This is a genomic window from Marinobacter sp. R17 (assembly GCF_003789045.1).
Lineage (GTDB): Bacteria > Pseudomonadota > Gammaproteobacteria > Pseudomonadales > Oleiphilaceae > Marinobacter_A > Marinobacter_A mangrovi.
Window position 1 is genome coordinate 59,899 of sequence record NZ_RHGZ01000004.1, and the last position, 26,002, is coordinate 85,900.

The following is a 26,002-nucleotide window of genomic DNA, read 5'->3' on the forward strand; positions in this document are numbered from 1 at the left end:
CAGCGTGGAAACTACCTGCACCGGTCGTTCGCTCGTGATTCGTGATGCGGACCCTCAATATGTCGTTATTTTACGACATCAACAGTGACGCTCCAAGGGCCGTGGTGGACCCGCGTCATCCGTCGACACTGACAAAACCGACACTGGACACAGGGAAAAACGCCCTGTTACAACGTATCTGGGAGTCTCTGGACAAGCGCTGCTGGGCCTCAGGTTGATCAGTGCTTGTTCAGCGGCTTCCCCCGTTCTCCAACACCAAAAGGAGCAAACCGTGAAACTGCAAGTGAAAGGGATTACCGAAGGCCAGCCCGTCCCGGAAACCTTCGCGTTCGGTGTCTACAGCGAAGAGGACCACATGAGCTTCGGCCCCAATCGCAACCCGGAAATGGAGTGGTCGGACGCCCCGGCCGGTACCCGGAGCTTCGTGGTCATGATGTATGACCCGGATGTGCCCAGCGTCGCCGACGACGTGAACCAGGAAGGTAAGACGGTCGACAAGGATCTGCCGCGGGTCGACTTTTTCCACTGGCTGCTGGTGGATGTCCCGGCCGACACGTCACGCATCCCCGAAGGCGCGGACAGCGACGGCGTGATCCCCAAGGGCAAGAAAGGCGGCCCGGGCCCGATCGGCATTCGCGGCATCAACACATACACCCATTTCCTGGCCGGCAACCCGGACATGGCCGGCACTTACGCCGGTTATGACGGTCCCTGCCCGCCCTGGAACGACGAGCTGGTGCACCGCTATTACTACGAGGTCCATGCCCTGGATGTGGAGACCCTGGGCCTGAGTGGCGATTTCGAAGGCGATGCCGTCCGCGAGGCCATGCAGGGCCACGTGCTGGCTAGCGCCCGTGTCAGCGCCACCTACACGCTGAACCCGGCGTTGCGCTGATCGACCATCTAACCCACACCAAAAACCAAGGGCATGCGCGAAAGCATGCCCTTTGTCGTTCCGGGTTCTGTCCTAGTGGTGCAGGATCTGCTTGAGGAACTGCTGGGTGCGGGGTTCCTGCGGGTTGTCGAAGAAATCATGCGGCGGCGCCGATTCCACGATCTCGCCGCCATCCATGAAGATCACCCGGTCGGCCACCGTCTTGGCGAAACCCATCTCGTGGGTCACGCAGAGCATGGTCATGCCGCTGGACGCCAGCTCGATCATGGTGTCGAGCACTTCCTTGATCATCTCCGGATCGAGCGCCGAGGTGGGCTCGTCGAACAGCATGATCTTGGGCTTCATGCACAGTGCCCGGGCGATCGCCACTCGCTGCTGCTGACCGCCGGACAACTGGCCGGGGTACTTGTTCGCCTGGTCCGGGATCTTGACCCGCTTGAGGTATTCCATCGCGGTCGCTTCCGCTTCCTTGCGCGGGGTCTTGCGGACCCAGATCGGCGCCACGCAGCAGTTCTCCAGCACCGTCATGTGCGGGAACAGGTTGAAGTGCTGGAACACCATGCCCACTTCCTTGCGCACGCTGTCGATGTGGCGCACGTCGTCGGTGAGCTCCACGCCATCCACCACGATCTTGCCTTGCTGGTGCTCTTCCAACCGGTTGATGCAGCGAATGAACGTGGACTTGCCGGACCCGGACGGGCCACAGATCACGATCCGCTCGCCCTGGGCCACATCCAGGTTGAGGTTCTTCAACACGTGGAAGCTGCCGTACCACTTGTGCATGGCTTCCACGTGAATGATGGTTTTGTCCGCCTTGGCGGAATCAACGACCGTCTGGCCCTGCTCGGATTGCATTTGTTCAGTCATGATAGTTATCCATCAGGTCTTGTGACCGGTATCCAGCTTGCGTTCCAGGTTCTGGCTGTAGCGCGACATGCCAAAACAGAACACCCAGAAACAGAAGGCAACGAAGACATAGCCTTCGATCGCGACGTTCTGCCACGCGGGGTCGGTGATCGTGGACTGCACCGTTCCCAGAATATCGAACAGGCCGATGATCAACACCAGCGTGGTGTCCATGAACAAGCCGATAAACGTGTTAACGATGCCCGGGATGACCAGCGTCAGTGCCTGCGGCAGGATAATCAGCCGCATCTTGCGCCAGTAGCCCAGACCCAGCGCACTGCCGGCCTCGTACTGACCACGGGGAATCGCCTGCAGACCGCCGCGGATGACTTCCGCCATGTAGGCCGACTGCCACAGGGTGATCCCGATCAGCGCCCGCAACAGCTTCTCGAAGTTCATGCCTTCAGGCAGGAACAGCGGCAGCATCACCGACGCCATGAACAGCACGGTGATCAGTGGTACCGCCCGCCAGACTTCAATGAAGATGACGCAGAAGCCCCGGATTACCGGCATTTCGGAGCGCCGGCCCAGCGCCAGGATGATCCCCAGCGGCAACGACCCGATGATGCCGACGTAGGCCAGGATCAGCGTCAGCATCAACCCGCCCCACTTGTTGCTCTGGACTTCTTCCAGCCCGAACCAGCCGCCGGGAATCAGGATGTAACCGATGATCGGCAGGCCGGTCATGCCGAAGATGCCCAGCCAGCGCCGCGCCGGGAAGCGCTCGATGAACTGGGGCACAAAGGCCACCGCCAGCAGGAAGAACATGATGTCCACCCGCCACTGCTGGGCATCCGGGTAGAAGCCATACATGAAGAAGTTCAACCGCTGGTTGATAAACAGCCAGCAGGCGCCATCGCCCACACAATCCTTGGGATCGGCGCCGGTGAACGTAGCGTCCAGGAACAGCCAGTTCAGCAGCGGTCCGATGCTGGTGCCGATCATGTAGACAACCACCACGGTCAACAGGATGTTGTACCAGGTGTTGAACAGGTTATCCCGCATCCACTGCACGGGCGCAAACGCGCGTTTGGGAGGTGCCATTGATTCGCTCATCATCTCTCCTTAAGCGCAGCGGCGCGGTTGTACAGGTTCATGAAGAAGGAGATCAGCAGACTGACCGTGAGGTACACCGCCATGGTCATGGCCACCACTTCCACGGCCTGACCGGTCTGGTTGAGCGTCGTGCCCATGAAGACCGACACGAGATCGGGATAGCCGATGGCCGTCGCCAGCGAGGAGTTCTTGAACAGGTTCAGGTACTGACTGGTCAGCGGCGGAATGATCACCCGCATGGCCTGGGGAATCACCACCAGACGCAAGGTCAGGCCGTTGTGAAGGCCCAGCGCGCGGGCGGCTTCGGTCTGTCCCTTGCTGACGGACAGGATCCCGGACCGCACGATCTCCGCGATAAAGGCCGCGGTAAACAGCGTCAGGGCCACCCACAGGGCCGCCAGCTCGGGAATCAGCGTGATGCCACCGCCGAAGTTGAAGCCCTTCAACGCCGGAATATCCCACTCAATGGGCCCACCGGTCGCCAGATACGCCAGCAGTGGCAGACCGATCAGGAGGCTGATGCCGACCTTGACCGTCGGGAAGATCTCCCCGGTAGCCAACTGGCGCTTCTTGGCCCAGCGCTTGATGACCACGACCGCCACGATGGCAATGACCAGCGCAGCCTCAACCCAGCCAAACCCGGGTTGCGCGATCGGATCGGGCAGGTAGAGCCCGCGGTTATTGAGGAAGAACACGCCACCCACATCCACGCTCTGGCGTGGTGTCGGCAGGCTGCGCAACACGGCGAAATACCAGAAGAAGATCTGAAGCAGGATGGGAATGTTGCGGATGATCTCGATGTAGGCCAGCGACAGCTTGGCGATCAGCCAGTTACTGGAGAGGCGGGCCACGCCGATGATGAAACCGAGTATGGTGGCCGCCACGATGCCCATGGCTGAGACCAACAAAGTATTGAGCAGCCCGACAAAGAACGTGCGGCCATAGCTATAGGTCGCGTCGTAGGGAATCAGGCTCATGATAATGCCGAAGCCGGCGGACTGGTCGAGGAAGCCAAACCCCGTGCTGATCCCGCGGCTCTCCATATTGGCGAGCGTGTTTTCGATCAGTGTCCAGCCGGACCAGGCGATCGCGGCGAGCGCCACGACCTGGAAGAAAATCGCGCGCACCCGCGGGTCGTTCCACGGTTTGCTGCGAGACGGTTGTAGAGGCGGATTATTATCGTTCATGGACAATCCCGGAAAGCAACTGGAGGGAATAAAACGTCATTCACGGCAAAACCGGCAGGGACGCACCCTGCCGGCTTCACAGCTGCTCTCAGGATTTACCGCATCGGCGGCGCGTACATGATGCCGCCTTCGGTCCACAGCGCGTTCAGACCACGGTCCAGATCCAGGGGCGTACCCGGTCCGACGTTACGGTTGTACATTTCGCCGTAGTTACCCACTTCCTTGATGACCTTGTAGCCGAAGTCAGCCGGCAGGCCCAGCTTCTCGCCCATGTCACCATCGGTGCCCAGCAGACGCTGGATGTTCGGGTTGTCGGACTTTTTCATGTCATCCACGTTTTCAGACGTCACGCCCAGTTCCTCGGCGTTGATCTGCGCGAACAGGACCCACTTCACGATGTTGAACCACTGGTCGTCACCCTGACGCACCACCGGGCCCAGCGGCTCCTTGGAGATGGTGTTCGGCAGGATCACAGCACTGGACGGATCCGCCAGCTTGGAGCGCAGGGCCGCCAACTGCGAACGGTCGGAGGTCAGTACGTCACAGCGGCCGGCTGCGAAGCCCTGAACCGTCTGCTCGGAGGTATCGAACACGATCGGCTTGAATTCCATGTCGTTGGCACGGAAGTAGTCCGCCAGGTTCAGCTCGGTGGTGGTACCGGCCTGGATACAGACGGTGGCGCCGTTCAGTTCCTTGGCATCGGTCACGCCGATGTCTTTCTTGATCAGGAAACCCTGACCGTCGTAGTAGTTGGTGCCGGTGAAGTTCAGACCCAGGGAGGCGTCACGGGTCAGGGTCCAGGTGGTGTTTCGCGAGAGCATATCGATCTCGCCGGATTGCAGCGCAGTGAAACGCTCCTTCGCCGTCAGCGGCGTGAACTGCACCTTGTCGGCATCGCCGAAAATGGCAGCAGCCACTGCGCGACAGGTGTCGACGTCAATACCGGTCCAATGGCCCTTATCATCCGGCTGGGAAAACCCCGGCAGACCGGAGGTAACACCACACTGGAGATGACCCTTGTCTTGAACAGCCTTCAAGGTTGTCGCCGCCATGGCGTTACCTGCCATCAGCGCGCTCAGCAGCGTAGCCGTACCTGCAGCGAGTGTGATCAGTTTTTTCATTATGAGTTGTCTCCGAATATCGGTTGTGTGCATAGCAACCCCGCACGAGCAAGGCCCAAGCCAAGCTTTGCAGGTTGTTGATTTTGTTGTCGTTGTTCGACGCTATCGCGCAAAACCACTGCTCTATCGGACCGCATCCGGCGATTTCTGCCTCACAATAGTGCGCACAGAATCGGTGCCGGCTCGTTGGCGGTCTGAATACAGGATAGGAGAAAAAGCAGGATTGCACCGAATTGGTGACATAAACATTGGTCGAAAGCCGACGCCCGCCTGTTCCGGCCCGCCATGGCGGCCGTTCGATCGACTCACCGCTGCGATGCGAGACCGCCCCCCCCCAACAGACGGCACCGACCATGGGCGTTGAGCCGGTTTCCAACCCTCCGGCACAACTTGCACATAGACAGTGCACCGGCTCCATGCATCCTGTCCCGGTTTTCCGACGTAGATGCTGCATACTCCAACGTTTCCCGTGGACAGGGGCGCCCGGTCTGCGATGAAATCGTTATAACTTTGTGACTTTCGCGTGCGAGGCGGGGTCCATAGTGGACACCATCCAACCATCCTCGCCGCCAATGACGGAGACACCATGACCATACTTGCCGGCACCGCTCAACGCATTCCGGCCACGGAGTTGGTTTCGCCGCGCCATCCAGACAGCTGGACCCACACCCGGAACGGCGATCCGCGCGGCTACATCGACGCGGACCAACTGACCGAGCTGTGGATCCACACCGGCACGGCCTGCAACCTGGCCTGCCCGTTCTGCCTGGAAGGCTCGCATCCCGGCGACGGCCGCATTCCCGGCATGACTCTGGACGACGTGCGCCCGTTTATCCACGAAGCGCTGGACATGGGCGTCGAGCAGTTTTCCTTTACCGGCGGTGAGCCGTTCGTCATTCGCGACTTCGTCAATATCCTGGACTACGCCAGCCAGCACCGGCCCTGTTTCGTGCTGACCAACGCCACCGATCCGCTGCTCAAGCGAACTCATCAGCTGTTGCCCTTGCGGGACAATCCCTATCCGATCCTTTTCCGCGTAAGCCTCGATTTCCCGGACCGGGCCCGGCACGACGTGGACCGGGGCGAGGGCAGTTTCGACAAGGCGCTGGAAGGCATCCGCTGGCTGCACGAAAACGGCTTTGCGGTTTCGATTGCCCGCCAGTCCGACGCCAACGAAGACCCGGAGCAGGTGGAAGCAGCCTTCCGCGCCATTTTTCGCGAGGCCGGCATTCCCGAGGATCTTGCCTTCACGGCGTTTCCGGATTTCGGCACACCGGGCGCCGAAGACGGCAGCCCCGAAATCACCGAAACCTGCATGGAGAAATACCCGACCCGGGAGAGCCGGTCCCACTTTATGTGCACCTACACGCGGATGCTGGTGAAGCAGGGCGATCAGGTCCGGGTCTATGCCTGCACGCTGGTAGATGACGATCCGGACTACGACCTGGGCGGCAGCCTGCGGGAAAGCATGGACACGCGCATCATGCTGCGACATCACCGCTGTTTTGCCTGCTACCGTTTCGGCGCCAGCTGCAGCGCCCCGGCCGGATCCTAACCGGGCGACACACGGGCCCGACAAACAACCATTGAAAAAGGAACCTGTCACCCATGTCGTTTGCTGAAGCGGGCCTGTTCTGGGGCTTTCTGGTGGTTTACGGGATCATCATGTACGCGCTGTCCCCACGCAGCCGGAATGCCGCGTCCTTCTATAAGGGCGCGGACGATCGGGGGAAACCCGTGAGTCAGTGGTCACTGACCGCCAGCATCTTTATCAGCTGGATTTTCGCCAAGTCGGTGACCAATGCCGCCAACCTGGGGGCGGCCTATGGCGTGGTCGGCGGGCTGGCCTACGCCACCTACTGGCTGTCCATTCCCGTCGCCGGCTACATCATCTACCTGATCCGCACCCAGACCGGCGCCCGCAGCCTGCAGGAATTCCTGACCTCACGCTTCGGTCGACTGGCTGCGGTCAGCTTTGCCGCCGCCATCCTGATTCGCCTCTATAACGAAGTCTGGAGCAACACCGCCGTGGTGGGCGGTTACTTTGGCCTGCCCGGCGATACCGCCTACTACGCCGCCGCCATGTTGTTCACCGCCTTCACGCTGGCCTACAGCCTCAAGGGCGGTCTGCGCAGCTCCATCTTTACCGATGTAATCCAGGCGATCCTGTTCGTGTTCTTCGTCGCGGCGGTGCTGTTCCTGATCGTTCCCGCCAACGATACGGGCACCCTGCTGACCACCGGCGAATTCAAACTCGACGCCGGCGCCGATCTGTTGCTGGTGGCCGGACTGCAGATCTTCAGCTATCCCTTCCACGATCCGGTGCTGACCGACCGCGGCTTCGTGAACAAGGAAAAGACCATGCTGAAGAGCTTTGTCGTCGCCGGGTTGCTGGGGTTTGTGGCGGTCTTTGTCTTCAGCCTGGTGGGCGTTCATGCCCAGCTGCACGGCATTGCCGCCAACGGTAACGCCCCCGCCGCGGTGGGCGCTGCCGCCGGTCTGACGGCCCTGTTCTTTATGAGCGTGGTGATGATGACGTCCGCCGGCTCGACCCTGGACTCCACCTTTACGTCGTTGTCCAAGTCCATTGCCGTAGATTTGCCACAGTTGGCGAAGCGTTCCGCCGACCGGCTGCCCAACATGCGCGTGGGCGCGGTGGTCATGGTGGCCTTCGCGATTCTCGGCAACCTGCCGATGTTTGCCGGCACCGACATCCTCAAGGCGACCACCATCTCCGGCACCATGGTGATGGGCCTGGCACCGGTGTTCCTGTTCTATGGCTTCACCCGCTGGTCACCCTGGAGTTTCCACCTCAGTTTCTGGACCGGCATCGCGCTGGGCCTGGGCCTCGCCCTGGGTCTGATCCCGGAGAGCTGGTCCATCGGCAACGGCCAGTACGCGGCGCTGTTGGGGGTGAACGCCTGGGGCATCCTGATCTGCACCGCCGGATTCTTCCTGCCGATCCTGGTGCAGCGGCTGCTGGGCCGCACGCCGGTCTCCAGCGGAGTCTCATGACATGACGGAGGCGCCCGGCCGGAGTTGTCCGATCCATTACCGGTATCGGCCCGAGCCATTGTGCGCCGACCCGCAGCCGGTCGATGCGGATGTGCTTTATGTGATTGGCGGGCTTTACGGCAATCCGGAGGCGCTGGACACCCTTGAGCGGATGGCCGCCGAGGAACAGGCGGCCGGTTACCGGGTGCGGCTGGTGTTCAATGGCGACTTCAACTGGTTCAACGCCGACCCCGAGACGTTTGCCCGCCTGAACGAACGCGTCCTGAATCACGACGTGATCCTCGGCAACGTGGAGTACGAGCTGGCGCATCCCAGCCCGGAGGCGGGTTGCGGTTGCGCCTATCCGGACTTTGTCGACCAGGACGTCGTGGAACGCTCCAACCGCATCATGGCGCGCCTGCAATCCGTAGCGGCCCGTTTTCCCGACCTGCAATCACGACTCGCGGCAGCCCCCCGCTGGCGCTGTTACGAGATGGCCGGCCAGATCCTGCTGATTCTGCATGGCGACCCGGAATCCCTGGCCGGCTGGGGGCTGGCCCACGAAAACCTCGCGCGCCCGGATCACGATGCCCGGGTTGCGGACTGGTTCAGGCTCACCGGCGCCGATGTTTTCGCCGGTACCCACACCTGCCTGCCCGCACTGTGGCAACGGTCTGTCGAGGACGGCGGAACACGCACCGTCATCAACAACGGTGCGGCCGGCATGGGTAACTTCCAACAGGACACGCGCGGTTTGATCACACGCATCGCGCCGGCGAATCTTGCACCGTGTATCCAACCGGTGGCGCAGGTCATGCAGGGCCCCTTGGCGCTCTCCCTGCTGCCGGTGGCCTTTCCCTTCGATCCGTGGATGAACCGATTCTCGACCTGGTGGCCGGAAGGCACCGACGCCAATCTGTCATACAGACGGCGCATCCTTGAGGGGACGGCATTGCGGCCTGAGCAGATCAATCTTTAGCCGGCCAAGCCCTTGCCAGCATTGGGATTACGCCCGTTTTCCGGTTGCAACTGTCGCTGTTGGCAACCCGTCCCGGTTTGATTTTTCTTTCGAGGTCTATATAATTACAACTCTAAAGATTAGCGCCGAGCCGCCATTATTGTTTCTATTTCAGCGGCTTATAGGCGATCGAAAGGCCCTTACGCGGTAACAACAGGCGTTTAAGCCCTTTCGAATGAATTCAACTCTAAATGACTGAGTGCCCAACACCGTTATGACCACTGAAGGTTCGAATACAACCGCCATCACCCTTCGTACTCCAAACAAGGATGATGGCTTCCGGCTCCACCAGTTGGTGGCTGAGTGTCCGCCGCTGGATCCGAATTCGATTTACTGCAACCTGCTGCAATGCAGCCACTTCGCCGAAACCGGCGTCGCTGCCGAAAAGGATGGCGATCTGGTTGGCTTTATCTCCGGCTATATTCCTCCTCAGCAGCCTGAGACCGTCTTTGTCTGGCAGGTCGCCGTCCATGAAAAGGGACGCGGCCAGGGTCTGGCAAAGCGGATGCTCAAGGCGATCGTGAGCCGGGATGCGTGCAAGAACGTATCTCATCTCGAGACCACGATCACCGCAGATAACGAAGCGTCCTGGGCGCTGTTCCGCTCGTTCGCCCGTGATCTCGGTGCTGAGCTCACCTATACCGAGCATTTTGAGAAGGAGGCCCACTTTGGCGGCCATCACGACTCAGAATTCCTGCTCCGTATCGGCCCCTTCACCCAGCCTGTAAACGGCTAGGAAGCGCGCCGACGCCTCCGGCAGGCCGGGCCTGCCGGGGCGGTATTCCCCGCAGCGCCGTGTCCCCTGGGCGACCGAGCACACGCGACCGGCGTTGCATTCACCTCGAACCTGACATGCTAAGAGGCAAGACAATGGAACTTTTCAAGACGACCGAATCCGAAGTCCGCGTTTATTCACGTGCCTTCCCGGTGATCTTCAACCGGGCCAAGAACGCACACCTGTACACCGAGGACGGCAAAGCCTACCTCGACTTCCTCGCAGGCGCGGGCTCGCTGAACTATGGTCACAACAACGACATCCTGAAGAAGGCTCTGTTGGAGTACATTGAGAACGACGGCGTCAGCCAGGGTCTTGATATGTTCACGACGGCCAAGCACGACTTCATGGAAGCGTACAAGCAGTACATCCTTGAGCCGCGCGGCCTGGACTACAAGATGCAGTTCACCGGCCCGACCGGCACCAACTGTGTCGAGGCGGCGCTGAAGCTGGCGCGCAAGGTGAAGGGTCGTGACACCATCATTTCCTTCACCAACGGTTTCCACGGCGTGTCCCTGGGCGCGGTTGCGGCCACCGGTAACAAGCACCACCGTGGCGGTGCCGGCGTTCCGCTGGGCGGCGTGAACTTCATGCCGTACGACGGCTACCTGGGCGACGACGTTGATACCATCGCCGTGATGGACAAGATGCTGAGCGACGGTTCTTCCGGCATCGAACTGCCGGCCGCTGTGATTGTCGAAGCGGTTCAGGGCGAAGGCGGTCTGAATGCCGCAAGCGCCGAGTGGCTGCAGAAGCTCGAGAAGCTGTGCCGCAAGCACGACATCCTGCTGATCGTCGACGACATCCAGGCGGGTAACGGTCGTACCGGCGAGTTCTTCAGCTTTGAATTCGCAGGCATCAAGCCGGATATCGTGACGGTGTCCAAGTCCCTGAGTGCCTACGGTCTGCCGATGGCCCTGGTGCTGTTCAAGCGTGAACTGGACGTGTGGACCTCCGGTGAGCACAACGGCACGTTCCGCGGCAACAACATGGCCTTCGCCACCGCCAAGGCGGCGCTGGAGACCTACTGGAAAGACAACAGCTTCGCCGATGAGGTGAAGAAAAAGGCAGGCATCCTGAACGCTGGCCTGAAAGCGATCGCCGATGAATTCAAGGGCGAGTTCAAGCTCAAGGGCCGTGGCATGATGCAGGGCATCGCCTGTCGTGACGGCGACCTGGCCGGCAAGATTTCGGCCCGCGCCTTCAAGAAAGACCTGATTATCGAAACCGCAGGTCCGGACGACGAAGTCGTCAAGTGCCTGATGCCGCTTACCATCAGTGAGGAAGACCTGCAAAAAGGTCTGTCCCTGCTGAAGGAAAGCGTGGAAGAGATCATGAAGGAAGACATGAGCGAAGCCTCCTGATCCAGGCAGTGCAGGAAGCCGAGAGGGACGGCAGGCGCGTGTAGGCGCGCCTCGTCATCCCTCGGGAGGGCCGCCTCCGGCCGGGACGCCGTCAGGCGCGACGGCCCTCCCGCTTTAACACTCCCGGCGCCCATTCAGAAGCGACCGAAGATCAGAATCATGACTAGCCAACAGCACACTGTAGAAAAAATCGGCGGTACGTCCATGAGCGACTACCAAGCCGTACGTGACAACATCATTGTCGGTGATCGCAGCGCCGACGACCTCTACCAGCGTATTTTCGTGGTTTCCGCCTACGGCGGCGTGACCGATGAGCTGCTGGAGCACAAGAAGACCGGTGAGCCGGGCGTTTACGCCCTGTTTGCTGACGCCGAATCCGACTGGGCCTGGGGCGACGACCTCAGCAAGCTGACCCAGTTCCTGACCGACTTCAACGGCGAACTGTTCGATGACCCGATGCTCAAGCAGCAGGCCGACCAGTTTATCGTGGACCGCATCGAAGGCGTCCGCGGCTGCCTGATCGACCTCCAGCGCCTGTGCTCCTACGGCCAGTTCCAGCTGGAAGAGCACCTGCTGACCGTGCGCGAAATGCTGGCCGGCATCGGCGAAGCCCACAGCGCCTTTAACACGGCACTGAAGCTGCAGGCCGAAGGCATCAATGCCCGTTTCGTCGACCTGACCGGCTGGCGCGACAACGAACTGCTGCCGCTGGACGAGAAGCTGAAGCAGGCGTTCGACAACGTCGACCTGAGCCGCGAGCTGCCCATCTGCACCGGCTACGCCCAGTGCGAGGAAGGCCTCATGCGGACCTTCGACCGCGGCTACAGCGAGATGACCTTCAGCCGCATTGCGGTCATCACGGAATCCGCCGAAGCGGTGATCCACAAGGAATATCACCTCAGTTCCGCCGATCCCAAGATCGTCGGCGAGGACAAGGTCGTGCCGATCGGCCGCACCAACTACGACGTGGCCGACCAGCTGGCCAACCTGGGGATGGAAGCGATTCACCCCCGGGCCGGTAAAGGCCTGCGCCAGAACGACATCCCGCTGCGGGTGAAGAACACCTTCGAGCCGGAGCACACCGGGACGCTGATCACCCGCGACTACATCAGCGAGAAGCCGCAGGTGGAAATCATCGCCGGCCGCAAGGGCGTGTTTGCGATCGAAGTGTTTGACCAGGACATGCAGGGCGATCCGGGTTCCGACCGCCGCATCCTGGACGTGCTGAGCCGCTTCAAGGTGCGTTGTGTCACCAAGGACACCAACGCCAATACGATCACGCACTACGTGGACAGCACCCTCAAGCACGTCAAGCGTGTGGTTCGCGCCCTGCAGGATGAATTCCCCAACGCGGAAATCGCCACCCGCAAGCTGGCGGTGGTCTCGGCCATCGGCAGCGACATGCAGGTGCCGGGCATCCTGGCCAAGACCGTGACCGCCCTGGCGGAAGAGGAAATCAGCATCGTCGCGCTGCACCAGTGCATGCGTCAGGTGGATATGCAGTTCATCATCGACGAGGACCATTACGAGAAGGCGATCGCCAAGTTGCACGCCACCCTCATCGAGCCGCATAACCACGAATACGCCATTGTTGCAGCGGTCGGCTGAAGAGCCCCGGGACCCGACAACGGGCCCGCCCTGGGCTGACAGAATTATCGGGGCCGGGAACGGTCGCCCTGGCTCCGGTAATGGAGGATGTCTTGCCTCCTGATCGGGCCGCCTGAACTGCGAATTTCGGGCGGTTCCGATCACCTTTTGCGACGGCGTCCATCTCGCCGCTTCCTGTCTCTTCGGTTCAATCCGCCGGCTCACGATCGTCGTACATACGGGTACATTCCAACCGGAACCCTCAGACGATGCGAGATACCCGTTGGCCCGACCGCCCCGTATCGGCGGAACACACTGACGACCTGGACTTCGCGGAACAACCGGCCCGCGCGCCCGAGGCGCTGCCGGCGTCCGACAGCGGCGGCGACAGCCTGTCGCTGATCTCCCATTATTTCCGCGATGCCGCCCATCATTCCCTGCTGGGGGAACGCGCCGAGCGCCGGCTGAGCACCCGACTCAATCGGGCCTTGCGCGTCTTGGAAACCCATCGTCAGCTGCCTCCCGGAACGCCACGCACATTACGTGATGTGCTGGATGGCCACAGCGAAGCGGATTTCAGATCCCCCCACGCGCGTCGGGCGGTTCGTCTGGCGCTGGCCTGCCGCCGCACCCTGATCGAGAGCAACCTGCGACTGGCGGTCCACCTGGCCCGACGCCATGTCAACCGCGGAATACCGCTGACGGACCTGATCCAGGACGGCAACATCGGCCTGATCAAGGCGGTGGAACGCTTCGCCCCGGACAAGGGCTTCCGCCTCTCCACCTACGCCTACTGGTGGATCAGTGAGGAGATCCGGCGCAGCCTCAAGCGCGGGCGCCGCATCGTGCGCACGCCGGAACAGGTGGTGGATGAGATCCGCGCCCTGCAGGCCGCCACCCACAAGCTGCAACAGGCCTCCGGTCAGGCGCCGTCGGCCCGGGAGCTGGCCAGCCACCTGGATACCACGCCGGAACGGGTCGAAGAATTGCGCGGGCTGTCCGTGCCGGAAGTGTCCACGGAGACGCCGCTCAGTGACAGCGAGGATATCCGCCTGGGCGACGCACTGGCGTCGGAAGCCCACCACACCCAGCCGGACCTGGCGCTGGTGCCTCGCGATCAGCAACGTCTGATGGATGATATCCTGTCCAACCTGACGGACCGGGAGCGGGACATCCTGTGCCGCCGCTTTGGCCTGGGGCTGCCCGAGCCGGAAACGCTGCAAAGCATCTCCGAGCATCTGGGCATCAGCCGCGAGCGGGTTCGTCAAATCGAGAAGGGTGCGCTGGCCAAGCTGCGGTCCCAGTACGCCAATCTGGCCAGCCTGGCTGGCAACTGAAGCTCAGGCGCTGACCGCCGGCGCCGCCAGCAGCCACACGGCAGCCAGGATCTGGCACAGGCACGCCACCAGGGTGAGCACCATGCGCAGCCGACGGTACCACCCCGGCCAATACAGGCGCATCCAGCGCACATCCACGATGTAGAGGATCAGGTAGGCCAGGGGATAGACCACGGTCTGTGCCGCCAGTGGCAGCAACAAAGCCAGACCGGCGGTGAGGAAGAACAGCTGGCTGATCACCAGCGTCCAGATAGGGGACAAGGGAAAACAGCGCTGCTCCAGCTGCAGGGCGATCGGCCAGTAGACGCCGGCCATGAACGCCAATACGCCGGCGCTGTAGATATAGAACAGTTTCACACACAATGCTTCAGCGGCCGGCCAGAGGATGATCGCCAGTGCCCCGAAGATGAACGGCACCAGACCGGCAAGGCCGATGGCGGTGGCCAGTCGAGCAACCGCAATCATGAGCGGCGGTCCTGAACGCGAATGCGCATTGGCTCGGCGGGGGCGTCCAGCCCCACCATCTCGTCGTAGGCGGAGGCATGAACGACTTCCGTGCGCTTCACATCGAACGAGCCCAGCAGATCCTGCGCCTGCCAGGCACTCTTGAGAAGACGCGTCTTGCCCTGGTCGTCGGACAGCACCTGCATACCGTCTTCCAGATGCAGTCTCGCCATGTAGAACTGACCTTCGAGGGATAACAGCTCAAGCAGATCGATCTGCGGGTTGCCCCGCTGCCTGAGTTCTTCCAGCGTGATACGCACGTTTATACCCTCCATCGGGCCAGACAAGCTGCACCCGGCGTTGCGTGTAAAACCTGCGAAGACATACGCCGGACCGGCGGGATAGGATCAGACGGCCGACGAATCCGGTCGGGGAAATGACGCGTCGTCGGCCAGTTCGGCACAGACCAGATGCTGGGGACAGTGCCAGAGGTGGTCATTCACCATGCCCACGGCCTGCATGAACGCGTAGACGATGGTGGGCCCGACGAACGTGAACCCGCGTTTCTTGAGGGCTTTGGAAAGCGCCTCGGCTTCGGGCGTCGTGGCCGGCACGTCGGACAGCTCGCGCCAGGCGCCCTGAATGGGTCGGTAGTCCACGAACGACCAGAGGAACTCGGAAAACGACTGGCCCTGCTCGGGAAACGCCAAAAAGGCCCGGGCGTTCTTGACGATGGACTGCACCTTGAGCCGGTTGCGGACAATGCCGGGATCCTGCAGCAGCTCGGCAATGCGGGCGTCGTCGTAGCGGGCGATCTTCTCCGGGTCGAAGTCGTCGAACGCCGCCTCGTAGTTGCCCTGCTTGCGCAGGATGGTGATCCAGCTCAGTCCGGCCTGCTGGCCATCGAGGCAGAGCTTGGCGAACAGCTCCCGATCATCGGAGACCGGGCGCCCCCAAACGTTGTCGTGATAATCGACGTAGAGCGGATCCGTGCCACACCAGCCACAGCGGTTGTCTGCGTCCATACCGACTCCTTTCCAACAGTTTTGTCCTGGCTACGGTTGCAGCCGCTGAATGCGCCAATGGCCGTCGTCACGCACGTATTCGAAGCGGTCGTGCAGTCGACTGGGCCGCCCCTGCCAGAATTCAAACCGTTCAGGGACCAGACGGTAGCCGCCCCAGAACGACGGCAACGGCACCTCACCCTTCTGGAAGCGCTGCTTCATCTCCGCGACCTTCTGCTCCAGCAGCCCGCGCGAGGTGATGGCCTGGCTCTGTTCGGACACCCACGCACCGATCTGGCTGCCCCGTGGCCGGGATGAAAAATAGCGCAACGACTCGGTCTTGCTGACCTTCTCCACCGCGCCCTGGATGATCACCTGACGATTCAGGGCCAGCCAGGGGAACAACATGGCCGCGCGGGGATTCTCGGCCAGTTCGTGAGCCTTGCGGCTCCCATAATTGGTGTAGAACACAAAGCCGGCGCCGTCGAAATACTTCAGCAACACGGTCCGCAAGCCGGGCTGCCCGTTGGCACCAACGGTGCTCAACGACAGTGCATTGGGCTCCAGCACGCCCGCTTCCCGGGCATGGTTGAACCAGGTTTCGAACTGGCGCACCGGATCCGCATCCAGTTGATCACGATCGAGCCCCTCGGACTCGAAATCCCGGCGCATGTCACTGATATCCATAATGTCGTCCCATCGCGACCTGTCTCGCCCAGGCCTGTTACCCATACATTCGATCGCCGCACCACCGGCGGATGCAGGCGGCTGTCGTCCGCCTGAAACATACGCGCAGACGGCCACCGCCGGTTCACGCCCCGCCACGCCGCAATTGGCTGGCATGGCCGTTGCTCCTTTCCGGAACAGGATGCATCCCGGGCCCGGCACGACCGAAAACGGCCCTTCAACCCCGAACGACACCCGGCGATGCGTTGCGGGTCCTCATGATACGGCGATGTGTGGCCTGATGGTATGTCGCGATCGTCGCATCAGCCTGCCACCCAACTTGATCCAGGTCATTATTTAGATGCCAAAGGTTTTTCGGGGCCGGATAATGGAGCGGGAATTGCCTAATCTGTTATGTATGCCGAACCGACATACCGTTCTAGCCTTTGATTTTAGGCTTTGATAGCGTGCAGAACAGTTTTTCCAGGGAAGGAAGATGCGTGTATGAGTGGGATTTCAAATTTTTACTATACTGAATAAATCATGGGGTAGAAGGCCGCGAGCCTCGCAGGACCACCTGAATGAAACCAAAAGTTGTTATCAAACACCTCTTCAAGGTCTTCGGGGATAACCCGGAAGAGGCAATGGCCCTGGTCAGACAGGGCGTTGGCAAGGCCGACATCTTCAAACAAACGGGTATGACCCTCGGCGTCATGGATGCCTCCTTCGAGATCTACGAAGGGGAGATCTTCGTCATCATGGGGCTTTCCGGTTCCGGCAAATCCACCCTGGTACGTCTGCTTAATCGCCTGATCGAGCCCACCGACGGTGAGGTCTGGGTCGGCGACCAGAACATCTCCTCTCTCTCGGAAACCGAGCTCAACGAACTGCGCCGCAAAAAGATGAGCATGGTGTTCCAGTCCTTCGCCCTCATGCCCCACATGAACGTAATCGACAACGCCGCATTCGGCCTGGAGCTGTCCGGTGTACCGCGCGACGAGCGCCACAAGCGGGCCCGGGCGGCCCTGGCGCAGGTCGGTCTCGAGGCCAACGCCCGCAGCTATCCCGACGAACTGTCCGGCGGCATGCAGCAGCGCGTGGGCCTGGCCCGGGCGCTGGCCAATGATCCCGAGATCATGCTGATGGACGAGGCCTTCTCGGCACTGGACCCCCTGATCCGGACCGAAATGCAGGACGAACTGGTCAAGCTGCAGAAAGACTCCAAGCGCACGGTCATCTTCATCTCCCACGACCTGGACGAAGCCATGCGCATCGGCGATCGCATCGCCATCATGGAAGGCGGTCGCGTGGTCCAGGTCGGTACACCTGACGAGATTCTCAAGAACCCGGCCGACGATTACGTGCGCTCCTTCTTCCGGGGCGTCGACGTGTCCACCGTGCTCTCCGCCAAGGACGTGGCCACCAAGAAACAGGTGACCGTCATCGAGCGCGAAGGGGCCGGCATTCCGGCCGCCGTGCAGCGCCTGCGCCACAACGAGCGTGACTTCGGCTACGTGGTCAGCCCGGACCAGGTGTATCACGGCGTGGTGTCGCTGGATTCCCTCCAGGCGGCGGAAAAGAACGGTCAGCGCGTGAGCGATGCCCTGCTGCCCGACATTGATCCGATCAACGCCTCCACCCCCCTGACCGACGTCATCGGACCGGTGGCCGAAGCCCCCTGTGGCCTGGCGGTCGTCGACGAGAACGGTCACTACCTGGGTGTCATTTCAAAAGCAGCGCTGCTGCAGGCTCTGGATCGGGAGGGCGAATAACATGGCGGATAACAACACCACACAGACAGGCGATACCGCTCCCCAGGACACGGGCGGCGCCAACCCCTGGGCCGACGCGACCCAACAACAGGGCTCCGGCGGCGATGCCAGCAATCCCTGGGGTGCGGCCAGTGGCGGCGCGGATGCCGGCGGCGACGGCGGTGCCAGTTGGCTGAACGGCGCCGACCAGGTGGACGTGGTCCACAACACCCTGGCCCACCCGTTCCAGACCGAATGGTTCGACATCCAGGGTGGCGTCGAACACGGCATCGACTGGATCGTCGACAACTTCCGGGTGTTCTTCCAGCTGGTCAAACAGCCGGTGGATCTGGCCCTGGGCTTCTTCGATGCGACGCTGCTCAGCGTGCCACCGGTGGTCATGATCATCCTGTTCGGCCTGGTGGCCTGGCAGCTGGCCGGCATCCGGCTGGCCATTGCGGCGATGGTCGGCATGACCGCCATGGGCGCCATCGGGGCCTGGCACGAGGCTATGACCACCCTGTCGCTGGTGATCACCTCCGTGCTGTTCTGCATGATCATCGGGATCCCGTCCGGCATCTGGATGGCCAAGAGCGACACCGTATCCCGCGTCATCCGCCCGATTCTCGACGCCATGCAGACCACCCCGGCGTTCGTTTACCTGGTGCCCATCGTCATGCTGTTCGGCATCGGTAACGTGCCGGGCGTCATCGTCACCATCATCTTTGCCGTGGCACCGGTGATCCGCCTGACCAACCTGGGGATACGGCAGGTGCCGTCGGACCTGGTGGAAGCGTCCCGTTCGTTCGGCGCCAATTCCCGTCAGCTGTTGTTCAAGGTCCAGCTGCCGCTGGCGATGCCCACGATCATGGCCGGCGTGAACCAGACGCTGATGCTGGCCCTGTCGATGGTCGTCATTGCCTCGATGATTGCCGTTCCGGGCCTGGGGCTGATGGTCCTGCGGGGCATCGGCCGGCTGGATATCGGCCTGGCCACCGTCGGCGGCATCGGCATTGTCATCATGGCCATCATCCTGGATCGCATGACCCAGGCACTGGGCCAGGACTCCCGGAATCGGGGGACCCGTCACTGGTACGAATCCGGCCCCGTGGGGCTGATCTACTCACTGGTAAAAAAGAAGAAAGAAGCCTGAACAAGGCTTTAAACCCGAAGCAGGAGGAGAATTAAATGACTCTCAAACAAGCACTGACAGGCGCGCTGTTGGCCGGCGGTGTCGTACTGGCCGCACAGGCTGAGGACATGCCCGGCAAGGGCGTGACCGTCCAGGCCGTCCAGAGCCCGATCGCCGAGGAAACCTTCCAGACCATGCTGGTTGACGAAGCCCTGCGTGACCTGGGCTACGACGTCAAGGACATCCAGGAAGTCGACTACAGCGCCGGCTACACCTCCATCGCCAACGGTGATGCCACGTTCATGGCGGTCAACTGGGATCCGCTACACAACACCATGTACAAGAACGCCGGCGGAGACGATGCGTTCTACCGCAAGGGGCAGTACATCGAAGGCGCAGCACAGGGCTACCTGATCGACAAGAAAACCGCCGACAAGTACGGCATCGACAACATTGCCGACTTCAAGGACCCCAAGATCGCCAAGCTGTTTGACACCGACGGTGACGGCAAGGCGGATCTCACCGGCTGCCAGGCCGGCTGGGGCTGCGAAGGTGTGATCGAGCACCAGCTCGATGCGTTCGATTTGCGCGGTTCCATTACCCACAAGCAGGGCCAGTATGCGGCCATCATTTCCGACACCATCACCCGTTACAACAACGGCGACCCGATCTTCTACTACACCTGGACACCGTACTGGGTCTCCGGTGTGCTGGTGCCGGGCAAGGACGTGGTCTGGCTGGAAGTGCCCTTCTCATCCAACCCGAACGGCGCCGATACCGAGCTGCCCAACGGCAAGAACTACGGGTTCCAGATCAACAGCGAGCGGATCGTGGCCAACAAGGAGTGGGCTGCAGAAAACCCCGCCGCTGCGAAGTTGTTCGAAGTCATGACACTCCCTGTCAACGACGTGAGTGCCGAAAACATGAAGATCCGCGACGGCGAAGACTCGTCGCAGGCGATCATGGGACACACCAAAGCCTGGATCAAGGCCCACCAGGACACTTACAACGGCTGGCTGGAACAGGCCCGAGCCGCCGCTGAGTAAGCGGCTACCCCGGGGTGCCTGCGGGCACCCCGTTTTCCCTTTCCCCATCCCTCTGTATCCATAACGCCGAATGACCCAATCGGCCATTCCGGACACGCCACCATCGAAGCAATGACAGTCACCTTGCCATCGGACTATGCTTCTATACTCGACATATCCCATTGTTTTGGTGACGTCCGGGGCTTGCCTGCATCCTGATGACACACCGACAATATCCGTGCCCCCGCAATAACAAGGAGAGAGTTCGTGGCCGACCCCAAGGCGCGCAAGCCCATCTACAAGATGGTCTCGTTCTGGCTGATCCTGCTGCTGGTCCTGTACACGCTGGCCGGCTTCATCGGATTACCCTGGTGGCTGCAGCGTCAGGTGCCGGCACAGCTCAAGACCCAGCTGGGCTGGGAGGGCTCGGTGACCGACGTCGACTTCAACCCGTTCACCATGACGCTGGATGTCGAGGGGCTGGACGCCAAGGATGCGGACGGCGAACCGGTCGTGTCGGCCAAACAGCTGCACGTGGATCTGACGGTCTGGCGACTGGTCACCGGCACCATCGCCTTCGAATCTATCCGGCTGGACTCACCTTTCGTTCGCGTTGATCTGCTCAAGGACTATGGCGTCAACCTGGTGCGGGATTGGACCCACAACCACCCCGCGAAAGACGAGCCACCCGAGGAACAAAGCGCCTCCAGCGAGCCACCGCACCTCTACTTCCATGAGATTCAGCTCAATGACGGCAACGTCCGCTTCCGCGACTACAGCCAGGGCGAACCGGAAACCTTCGACATCCAGCCGCTGAACGTCACCCTCAACGACCTGGCCACGTTCAGCGACGACGGCAACCCCAGCGACTACACCCTGTCGGCCGCCATCGGTGAGCAACAGATCGACTGGGACGGCAACATCGGTCTGATGCCTTTCCACTCCAACGGCCACATCCGGCTGAGCGACATCAGCCACACCACGCTGGTGCACTTCGCCTCGCCGTACGCCCCCTACGTGGTCAACCAGGGCACCCTGTCGCTGGATACCGACTACGCCATCTCCAGCGCCGGCGAATTTGCGCTGGTCACCCAGAACGGCGAACTGCGAATCGACAACCTCAGTGCCGGCCTGCCGGACGCCGATGCGCCGTTCGCCACCCTGGGCGCGCTGGTGGTCAAGGGCATCACGTTCAATCTCGGGGAACGCTCACTCGCCATCGGCTCGGTCGATCTGGATCAACTGAAAGGCGATGTCAGTCGCGACAAGGATGGCCTGATCAATGTCATCAAGCCGTTCACCGGCCAGCCGGAAGAGGACAAGCGCGATCAGGCTGAATCCGGTGGCGACAACGGTGGCACCGGCTTCAACTGGCGCATCGATACCGTGCGCCTGGCGGACAGCGAGGTCCACTGGCAGGACGCGGTGCCGGAGACGCCGGCCGACATCACCGCCAGCGGCATCAACGCCGAAATGGGGCCAATCAGCCAGGCACTGGATGAGCCGGTCCCCTACGACCTGAATCTGCGTACGGGCGAGGCGGGCAAGATTGCAGCCAAAGGGCAGGTAACGCTCGCACCATTCACCTTGGAATCCACCCTGTCGCTGGATGGCATTGCCCTGGCGCCGTTCCAGCCCTACGTCCAGCAGAGTGCCGATGTGGCCTTCGCCGGCGGCACCCTGAACGTCGAAGGGGAACTGGATCTGGACGACCAGACACCCGCCCTGACCGGCACCTTCAACGGCAACGGCCAGGTGAAGGACCTGAAACTCACCCGCGCCGGCCAGTCCGATTCGATCCTCAGCTGGTCCTCGTTGCGCCTCAACCCGGTGGAACTGAACCTGAACCCCGGCCGGCTGGAAATCGGCACCATCACCCTGACCGATCCGGATGCCCATATCGTGCGGGCCGCCGATGGCTCGACCAACCTCTCGGGGCTCATCAAAGGCAGTGACACGGCCGGACAGGACACCGCCGAAGAGCCCGCCAAGGAAGACAAGGGGGACAAGCCGGACTTCGTGTTCCGGGTGACCCAGGTCGAGTTGGAGAACGGCCAGTTCGATCTGGCGGATCGCACCGTCAAACCGGTCTTCACCACGGGCATGCGCAACGTCAACGGCATGATCGAAGGCCTGAGCAACGTACCGCCACAGCAGGGCAGCGTGCGCATGAGCGGCGAACTGGGCCAACGGGGGCATGTCAAAATGAACGGCTCCATCGGCACCCTGGGGCAGGAAGACACCACCCATCTGGAGCTCAACCTCGACAACATGGCCATGGCCGAACTCTCGCCCTATTTCGGCCGTTACCTGGGCTATGCGGTGGACAGCGGGAAGCTGCGGATGGACCTGAAATACGACATCACCGGTCCCCAGATCAAGGCGGATAACCGGATCGTGCTGGACCAGCTGACCCTGGGCCAGTCGGTCCAGAGCGACGACGCGGTGAACGTCCCGGTGAAGCTGGGGCTGACCCTGCTGCGCGACACCGATGGCGTGATCGATGTGGACCTGCCCATTTCGGGCAACCTGGACGATCCCGAATTCCGCGTTGGCCAGGTGGTGCTGCGGGCCTTCATCAACCTGCTGGCCAAGGCGGCCACGTCACCGTTCAACATGCTGGGTTCAGTGGCGGAGCTGGCCGGCTTCTCCGGGGAAGAACTGGGGCAGGTGGCCTTCGTGCCCGGCACCACCACCCTGGCGCCGGGTGAAGACAAGAAGCTGAAGCTGCTGGCGGATGCCATGGCCGACAAGCCGCAGCTGTTGCTGAACGTCCGTGGCGCGGTCGCGCCGGACATCGACGGCCTGGCCCTGAAAGCCGAGCGGCTCAATGCCCAGCTGGATCTCACCGCGGACGTCGACCGCAAGCAGCGGGTCCGCGCCCTGGAGAGTCAGGTGGTCAACCAGCAGGGCGAGGCGGCCCTCAAGAAGCTGCAGGCCGACAACAAACAGACCGGGGACGACCGGCTCAACAGCGCCGAGTGGGTCACGACCCTGGTCCGCGCCCTGACCAAAGACGTGCAGCTGCCACCGGAGGCGCTGAACCGACTGGCCCAGCAGCGCGGCGCGATCCTGCAGAAGCAGCTATCGGACCAGTACGATATTCCCGACGATCAACTGTTCCTGCTGGCGCCGTCCGAGGACGCCAAGACCGAGATGGGTGAAGACGCGATTCGCGTGATTGTGCCCTTCGCCATGGATGCCCGATAGATGAGCCGTCGCCTGAGCCATTTCTTCGCCTACATCGCCCGCCTGCGCTGGATCAAGCGCTGGGGGCTAATGCGCAACGCGATCGAGGAAAACGTGGCGACCCACTCCTGGGAAGTCGCCACCATCGCCCACGCCCTGGCGCTGATCCGCAACCGTCACTTTGGCGGCGCGGTGGATGCGGACCACATCGCTGCGGCGGCCCTCTACCACGACGCCACCGAAGTAATCACCGGCGATATGCCGACGCCGGTCAAATACCACTCCAGCGTCATGCGCGAGGCGTTCAGCGAGATCGAGCACAAGGCCGAGGATGAACTGCTCGATCTGCTCCCCGAGAGCCTGCAGGCGGACTTTGCCACCTACATCAAGGAATCCCGCTGGGATGACGATGTGAAAGTCCTGGTGAAAGCGGCCGACCGGCTGTCCGCCTGGCTCAAGTGCCAGGCCGAGATCCAGGCCGGCAACAAGGAGTTCGAGCCGGCGGCGGTGCAGATCCTGGAGCGGCTCAGGAGCGAGGACCTACCGGAAGTGCAGTATTTCCTGGACGTGTTCGCGCCCAGCTACAGCCAGCCGCTGGATCATTTGTTGGGGGATTAAGTCTCGGGCGAGGGCGCGCCGACTGGTAGGTTGGGCTGACGCAGGAAGCCCAACAATAGGCAAGTACCGGACGTTCTCGTTATCGTGGGCAGGCCTTGGGACATGGATTCTTAAAAACCGTCCTGGCGAGATAAGATCGGGCGCAATCCCGGTTTGTTGGGCTTCCTGCGTCAGCCCAACCTACGGTGCTGAAGAGGGTGTTGCAAAAGCCCCAGTATTCCAAAAGTTGCGTCGTACACTCCCTCTCCCCTCGAGGGAGAGGGCCGGGGAGAGGGGGAGGCGCCGTCAGGCGCCCTTCTATAGCAGGCGTTTATGTCCGGCGAGGCTTTCGCCTCGACCCCCTCTCTCCAAACCTCTCTCCCGCCAGGGGAGAGAGGCTTTTACCCGAAAGCTTTTGCAACACCCTCTTCAGCTTCGGAGCAGCCCGCAGGGCTGCCCATGGAGCCACGACAACGTTCTGACCCTCCACGCCTGAATCAATCAATCCCCACAATCTTGTGCATCTGCAGCGTCAGCCGCCACTGGGGGTGCGCCAGGCAGTAGTCCGTCGCCCGGCGCGTGTTGCTCTGCTTGACCGGATCCGGCCCGTTTTCGGGCAGCGTCGGCGACGCCATCGGGGACAGGAAAAAATGATCCGCCTGGATGTGCTCGAAACGCTCGGGCATCGCCAGCGGCTGCGGGTACACCAGTTTCAGCTCATTACAACGCTCCAGAACAATCTTGGCGTCGGCCTTCGGGCTCATGCACAGCCAGTCGATGCCGGCCGGCGCGGGCAAGGTGCCGTTGGTTTCCACACCCACTTCAAAACCGCGGGCATGAAACGCCTCGATCAGCGGTTCATCCAGCTGTAGCAGCGGCTCCCCCCCGGTGCAAACCACATAGGGCCGGCCGCTGTCGTGGGGCCAGAGCGCGGCGATGTGATCGGCCAGCGCGTCGGCGTCGGCAAACTGGCCGCCATTCTGCCCGTCCGTGCCGACGAAATCCGTATCGCAGAAATTGCAGACCGCGCTGGCCCGGTCCTTCTCGCGGCCGGTCCACAGGTTGCACTTGCTGAAGCGGCAGAACACCGCCGCGCGCCCGGCCTGGGCGCCTTCGCCCTGCAGGGTGTAGAAGGCTTCCTTGACCCGGTACATCAGACCTCGACCTCGTAAGGCAACGGATCGCGCAGGCCATGGGCGGCAAACGCCTCCAGGCGCTCCACGCAGGACCCGCAGCGGCCGCAGGCGGCGTCACGGCCGTTGTAGCAGGTCCAGGTCTGGCTGTAGTCCAGGTTCATGCCCAGGCCTTCGGCCAATATCTCGCCCTTATCGAGCGCCATGTAGGGCGCTTCGACGCGCACCGGCTCGTAGTTGGCGATCTGGCAGACGGCGTCCATTTTTTCCACGAACTCCGGGCGACAATCCGGATAGATCGCGTGATCCCCGCCGTGCGCGCCGAACCAGACCGCCTGGGCGCCGACCGACGCCGCATAGCCGGTGGCCAGGGCGATCAGGATCATGTTGCGGTTGGGCACCACGGTGGACTTCATGCTGTCCTCTTCGTAGTGGCCTTCCGGCACGTCGATGTCGTCGGTCAACGACGAGCCGCTGAGCAGGTCGCTCATAGGCGACATATCGACTACCTTGTGAGGGAGCCCCAGCTGTTCGCACACCGCCCTGGCGCATTCCAGTTCCCGCACGTGTCGCTGACCATAGTTGAACGACAGCGCATGCACCTCATAACCGGCGGCCCGGGCACGGTGCAGCAGCGTGAAGGAATCCATGCCACCGGAATAGATGACGACGACTTTCTGGGACATAGGTGGGCAACCTCATAACAGCCAATAACGGGAATGGACGAATTGTAACAGGGACGCGGCAGGATGGGTTCGCGTCCGGTCGCAGGGCCGGTTAAACTCAATGGATCATCCGGATCCAACCTGCCGACACAACCC

At 62.0% G+C, this 26,002-nt stretch carries 23 protein-coding genes; 13 read left to right on the top strand and 10 right to left on the bottom strand.

Translation table 11 applies throughout. The features are described 5' to 3' along the window. Nucleotides 1–271 precede the first annotated feature (271 nt). Nucleotides 272–895, top strand: a complete 624-nt coding sequence (locus tag EB809_RS04445; RefSeq protein WP_123633611.1) for a YbhB/YbcL family Raf kinase inhibitor-like protein — start codon at nt 272–274, stop codon at nt 893–895. 72 nt (nt 896–967) lie between these two features. Here EB809_RS04445 and EB809_RS04450 read toward each other — a convergent pair whose 3' ends face one another. The 4 genes from EB809_RS04450 to EB809_RS04465 all read right to left on the bottom strand — a co-directional run bounded on the left by EB809_RS04450 (nt 968) and on the right by EB809_RS04465 (nt 5,165). Next, complete coding sequence (locus EB809_RS04450) at nt 968–1,678, bottom strand: amino acid ABC transporter ATP-binding protein (RefSeq protein WP_407944060.1); 711 nt, start codon at nt 1,676–1,678, stop codon at nt 968–970. A gap of 96 nt (nt 1,679–1,774) precedes the next feature. Then, nucleotides 1,775–2,845, bottom strand: a complete 1,071-nt coding sequence (locus EB809_RS04455) for an amino acid ABC transporter permease (RefSeq protein WP_411711058.1) — start codon at nt 2,843–2,845, stop codon at nt 1,775–1,777. 11 nt (nt 2,846–2,856) lie between these two features. Further along, the gene (locus EB809_RS04460; RefSeq protein WP_123633613.1) at nt 2,857–4,044 is read right to left on the bottom strand and encodes an amino acid ABC transporter permease; all 1,188 of its coding nucleotides are present in this window, start codon (nt 4,042–4,044) and stop codon (nt 2,857–2,859) included. A gap of 95 nt (nt 4,045–4,139) precedes the next feature. Beyond that, nucleotides 4,140–5,165: an amino acid ABC transporter substrate-binding protein gene (locus EB809_RS04465; protein WP_123633614.1), complete on the bottom strand. Its 1,026-nt coding sequence runs from the start codon at nt 5,163–5,165 to the stop codon at nt 4,140–4,142. A 586-nt stretch (nt 5,166–5,751) separates the two neighbouring features. Here EB809_RS04465 and EB809_RS04470 point away from each other — a divergent pair. The 7 genes from EB809_RS04470 to EB809_RS04500 all read left to right on the top strand — a co-directional run bounded on the left by EB809_RS04470 (nt 5,752) and on the right by EB809_RS04500 (nt 14,240). Then, a complete protein-coding gene (locus tag EB809_RS04470; RefSeq protein ID WP_123633615.1) occupies nt 5,752–6,720 on the top strand; it encodes a radical SAM protein in 969 nt (322 codons plus the stop codon). Nucleotides 6,721–6,773: 53 nt separating this feature from the next. Next, on the top strand, nt 6,774–8,180 hold the full coding sequence (locus EB809_RS04475) for a sodium:solute symporter family transporter (protein ID WP_123633616.1): 1,407 nt from the start codon (nt 6,774–6,776) through the stop codon (nt 8,178–8,180). Between the two features lies 1 nt (nt 8,181). Then, on the top strand, nt 8,182–9,138 hold the full coding sequence (locus EB809_RS04480) for a hypothetical protein (RefSeq protein ID WP_123633617.1): 957 nt from the start codon (nt 8,182–8,184) through the stop codon (nt 9,136–9,138). 253 nt (nt 9,139–9,391) lie between these two features. Further along, a complete protein-coding gene (gene ectA, locus EB809_RS04485) occupies nt 9,392–9,913 on the top strand; it encodes a diaminobutyrate acetyltransferase (RefSeq protein ID WP_123633618.1) in 522 nt (173 codons plus the stop codon). Nucleotides 9,914–10,047: 134 nt separating this feature from the next. Next, nucleotides 10,048–11,316, top strand: coding sequence for a diaminobutyrate--2-oxoglutarate transaminase (ectB, locus tag EB809_RS04490; RefSeq protein ID WP_123633619.1), 1,269 nt, complete (start codon nt 10,048–10,050; stop codon nt 11,314–11,316). Nucleotides 11,317–11,475: 159 nt separating this feature from the next. Beyond that, nucleotides 11,476–12,924: an aspartate kinase gene (locus EB809_RS04495; protein WP_123633620.1), complete on the top strand. Its 1,449-nt coding sequence runs from the start codon at nt 11,476–11,478 to the stop codon at nt 12,922–12,924. 248 nt (nt 12,925–13,172) lie between these two features. Continuing rightward, on the top strand, nt 13,173–14,240 hold the full coding sequence (locus EB809_RS04500) for an RNA polymerase sigma factor RpoD/SigA (protein ID WP_123633621.1): 1,068 nt from the start codon (nt 13,173–13,175) through the stop codon (nt 14,238–14,240). Nucleotides 14,241–14,243: 3 nt separating this feature from the next. Here EB809_RS04500 and EB809_RS04505 read toward each other — a convergent pair whose 3' ends face one another. The 4 genes from EB809_RS04505 to pdxH all read right to left on the bottom strand — a co-directional run bounded on the left by EB809_RS04505 (nt 14,244) and on the right by pdxH (nt 16,375). Further along, nucleotides 14,244–14,705 carry a DUF3429 domain-containing protein gene (locus EB809_RS04505; RefSeq protein WP_123633622.1) on the bottom strand — a complete coding sequence of 154 codons (462 nt, stop codon included), beginning with the start codon at nt 14,703–14,705 and terminating at the stop codon, nt 14,244–14,246. Beyond that, nucleotides 14,702–15,004: a DUF6482 family protein gene (locus EB809_RS04510; protein WP_123633623.1), complete on the bottom strand. Its 303-nt coding sequence runs from the start codon at nt 15,002–15,004 to the stop codon at nt 14,702–14,704. Before EB809_RS04510 ends, EB809_RS04505 begins: the two co-directional genes overlap by 4 nt. A gap of 87 nt (nt 15,005–15,091) precedes the next feature. After that, nucleotides 15,092–15,709, bottom strand: coding sequence for a DNA-3-methyladenine glycosylase I (locus EB809_RS04515; protein WP_123633624.1), 618 nt, complete (start codon nt 15,707–15,709; stop codon nt 15,092–15,094). Nucleotides 15,710–15,739: 30 nt separating this feature from the next. Continuing rightward, nucleotides 15,740–16,375 (bottom strand): pyridoxamine 5'-phosphate oxidase, encoded by a 636-nt coding sequence (gene pdxH, locus EB809_RS04520; RefSeq protein ID WP_123633625.1) that lies wholly within the window; start codon nt 16,373–16,375, stop codon nt 15,740–15,742. A gap of 560 nt (nt 16,376–16,935) precedes the next feature. Between pdxH and proV the strand changes: the two genes are divergently transcribed. From proV to yfbR, 5 genes are all read left to right on the top strand, one after another. Then, the gene (gene proV / locus EB809_RS04525; RefSeq protein WP_123633626.1) at nt 16,936–18,126 is read left to right on the top strand and encodes a glycine betaine/L-proline ABC transporter ATP-binding protein ProV; all 1,191 of its coding nucleotides are present in this window, start codon (nt 16,936–16,938) and stop codon (nt 18,124–18,126) included. Between the two features lies 1 nt (nt 18,127). After that, nucleotides 18,128–19,258 carry a glycine betaine/L-proline ABC transporter permease ProW gene (gene proW, locus EB809_RS04530; RefSeq protein WP_123633627.1) on the top strand — a complete coding sequence of 377 codons (1,131 nt, stop codon included), beginning with the start codon at nt 18,128–18,130 and terminating at the stop codon, nt 19,256–19,258. 35 nt (nt 19,259–19,293) lie between these two features. Beyond that, nucleotides 19,294–20,283 carry a glycine betaine/L-proline ABC transporter substrate-binding protein ProX gene (gene proX, locus EB809_RS04535; protein WP_123633628.1) on the top strand — a complete coding sequence of 330 codons (990 nt, stop codon included), beginning with the start codon at nt 19,294–19,296 and terminating at the stop codon, nt 20,281–20,283. Between the two features lie 246 nt (nt 20,284–20,529). Then, on the top strand, nt 20,530–23,472 hold the full coding sequence (locus EB809_RS04540; protein ID WP_123633629.1) for a DUF748 domain-containing protein: 2,943 nt from the start codon (nt 20,530–20,532) through the stop codon (nt 23,470–23,472). Beyond that, the gene (yfbR, locus tag EB809_RS04545; RefSeq protein WP_123633630.1) at nt 23,473–24,069 is read left to right on the top strand and encodes a 5'-deoxynucleotidase; all 597 of its coding nucleotides are present in this window, start codon (nt 23,473–23,475) and stop codon (nt 24,067–24,069) included. Nucleotides 24,070–24,545: 476 nt separating this feature from the next. On the opposite strand, the gene queE is transcribed toward yfbR, so the two are convergent. Together queE and queC are read right to left on the bottom strand one after the other, a co-directional pair. Beyond that, nucleotides 24,546–25,202, bottom strand: coding sequence for a 7-carboxy-7-deazaguanine synthase (queE, locus tag EB809_RS04550; protein ID WP_123633631.1), 657 nt, complete (start codon nt 25,200–25,202; stop codon nt 24,546–24,548). Beyond that, nucleotides 25,202–25,867: a 7-cyano-7-deazaguanine synthase QueC gene (queC, locus tag EB809_RS04555; protein ID WP_123633632.1), complete on the bottom strand. Its 666-nt coding sequence runs from the start codon at nt 25,865–25,867 to the stop codon at nt 25,202–25,204. The genes queE and queC overlap by 1 nt, the downstream gene beginning before the upstream one ends. Nucleotides 25,868–26,002 lie beyond the last annotated feature (135 nt).

Coding starts and splice junctions, on each gene's coding strand:
- EB809_RS04450 (WP_407944060.1), bottom strand. CDS start 1,678: ATGCACAAGTGGTACGGCAGCTTCCACGTGTTGAAGAACCTCAACCTG.
- EB809_RS04455 (WP_411711058.1), bottom strand. CDS start 2,845: ATGGCACCTCCCAAACGCGCGTTTGCGCCCGTGCAGTGGATGCGGGAT.
- EB809_RS04460 (WP_123633613.1), bottom strand. CDS start 4,044: ATGAACGATAATAATCCGCCTCTACAACCGTCTCGCAGCAAACCGTGG.
- EB809_RS04465 (WP_123633614.1), bottom strand. CDS start 5,165: ATGAAAAAACTGATCACACTCGCTGCAGGTACGGCTACGCTGCTGAGC.
- EB809_RS04470 (WP_123633615.1), top strand. CDS start 5,752: ATGACCATACTTGCCGGCACCGCTCAACGCATTCCGGCCACGGAGTTG.
- EB809_RS04475 (WP_123633616.1), top strand. CDS start 6,774: ATGTCGTTTGCTGAAGCGGGCCTGTTCTGGGGCTTTCTGGTGGTTTAC.
- EB809_RS04480 (WP_123633617.1), top strand. CDS start 8,182: ATGACGGAGGCGCCCGGCCGGAGTTGTCCGATCCATTACCGGTATCGG.
- ectA (WP_123633618.1), top strand. CDS start 9,392: ATGACCACTGAAGGTTCGAATACAACCGCCATCACCCTTCGTACTCCA.
- ectB (WP_123633619.1), top strand. CDS start 10,048: ATGGAACTTTTCAAGACGACCGAATCCGAAGTCCGCGTTTATTCACGT.
- EB809_RS04495 (WP_123633620.1), top strand. CDS start 11,476: ATGACTAGCCAACAGCACACTGTAGAAAAAATCGGCGGTACGTCCATG.
- EB809_RS04500 (WP_123633621.1), top strand. CDS start 13,173: ATGCGAGATACCCGTTGGCCCGACCGCCCCGTATCGGCGGAACACACT.
- EB809_RS04505 (WP_123633622.1), bottom strand. CDS start 14,705: ATGATTGCGGTTGCTCGACTGGCCACCGCCATCGGCCTTGCCGGTCTG.
- EB809_RS04515 (WP_123633624.1), bottom strand. CDS start 15,709: ATGGACGCAGACAACCGCTGTGGCTGGTGTGGCACGGATCCGCTCTAC.
- pdxH (WP_123633625.1), bottom strand. CDS start 16,375: ATGGATATCAGTGACATGCGCCGGGATTTCGAGTCCGAGGGGCTCGAT.
- proV (WP_123633626.1), top strand. CDS start 16,936: ATGAAACCAAAAGTTGTTATCAAACACCTCTTCAAGGTCTTCGGGGAT.
- proW (WP_123633627.1), top strand. CDS start 18,128: ATGGCGGATAACAACACCACACAGACAGGCGATACCGCTCCCCAGGAC.
- proX (WP_123633628.1), top strand. CDS start 19,294: ATGACTCTCAAACAAGCACTGACAGGCGCGCTGTTGGCCGGCGGTGTC.
- yfbR (WP_123633630.1), top strand. CDS start 23,473: ATGAGCCGTCGCCTGAGCCATTTCTTCGCCTACATCGCCCGCCTGCGC.
- queE (WP_123633631.1), bottom strand. CDS start 25,202: ATGTACCGGGTCAAGGAAGCCTTCTACACCCTGCAGGGCGAAGGCGCC.
- queC (WP_123633632.1), bottom strand. CDS start 25,867: ATGTCCCAGAAAGTCGTCGTCATCTATTCCGGTGGCATGGATTCCTTC.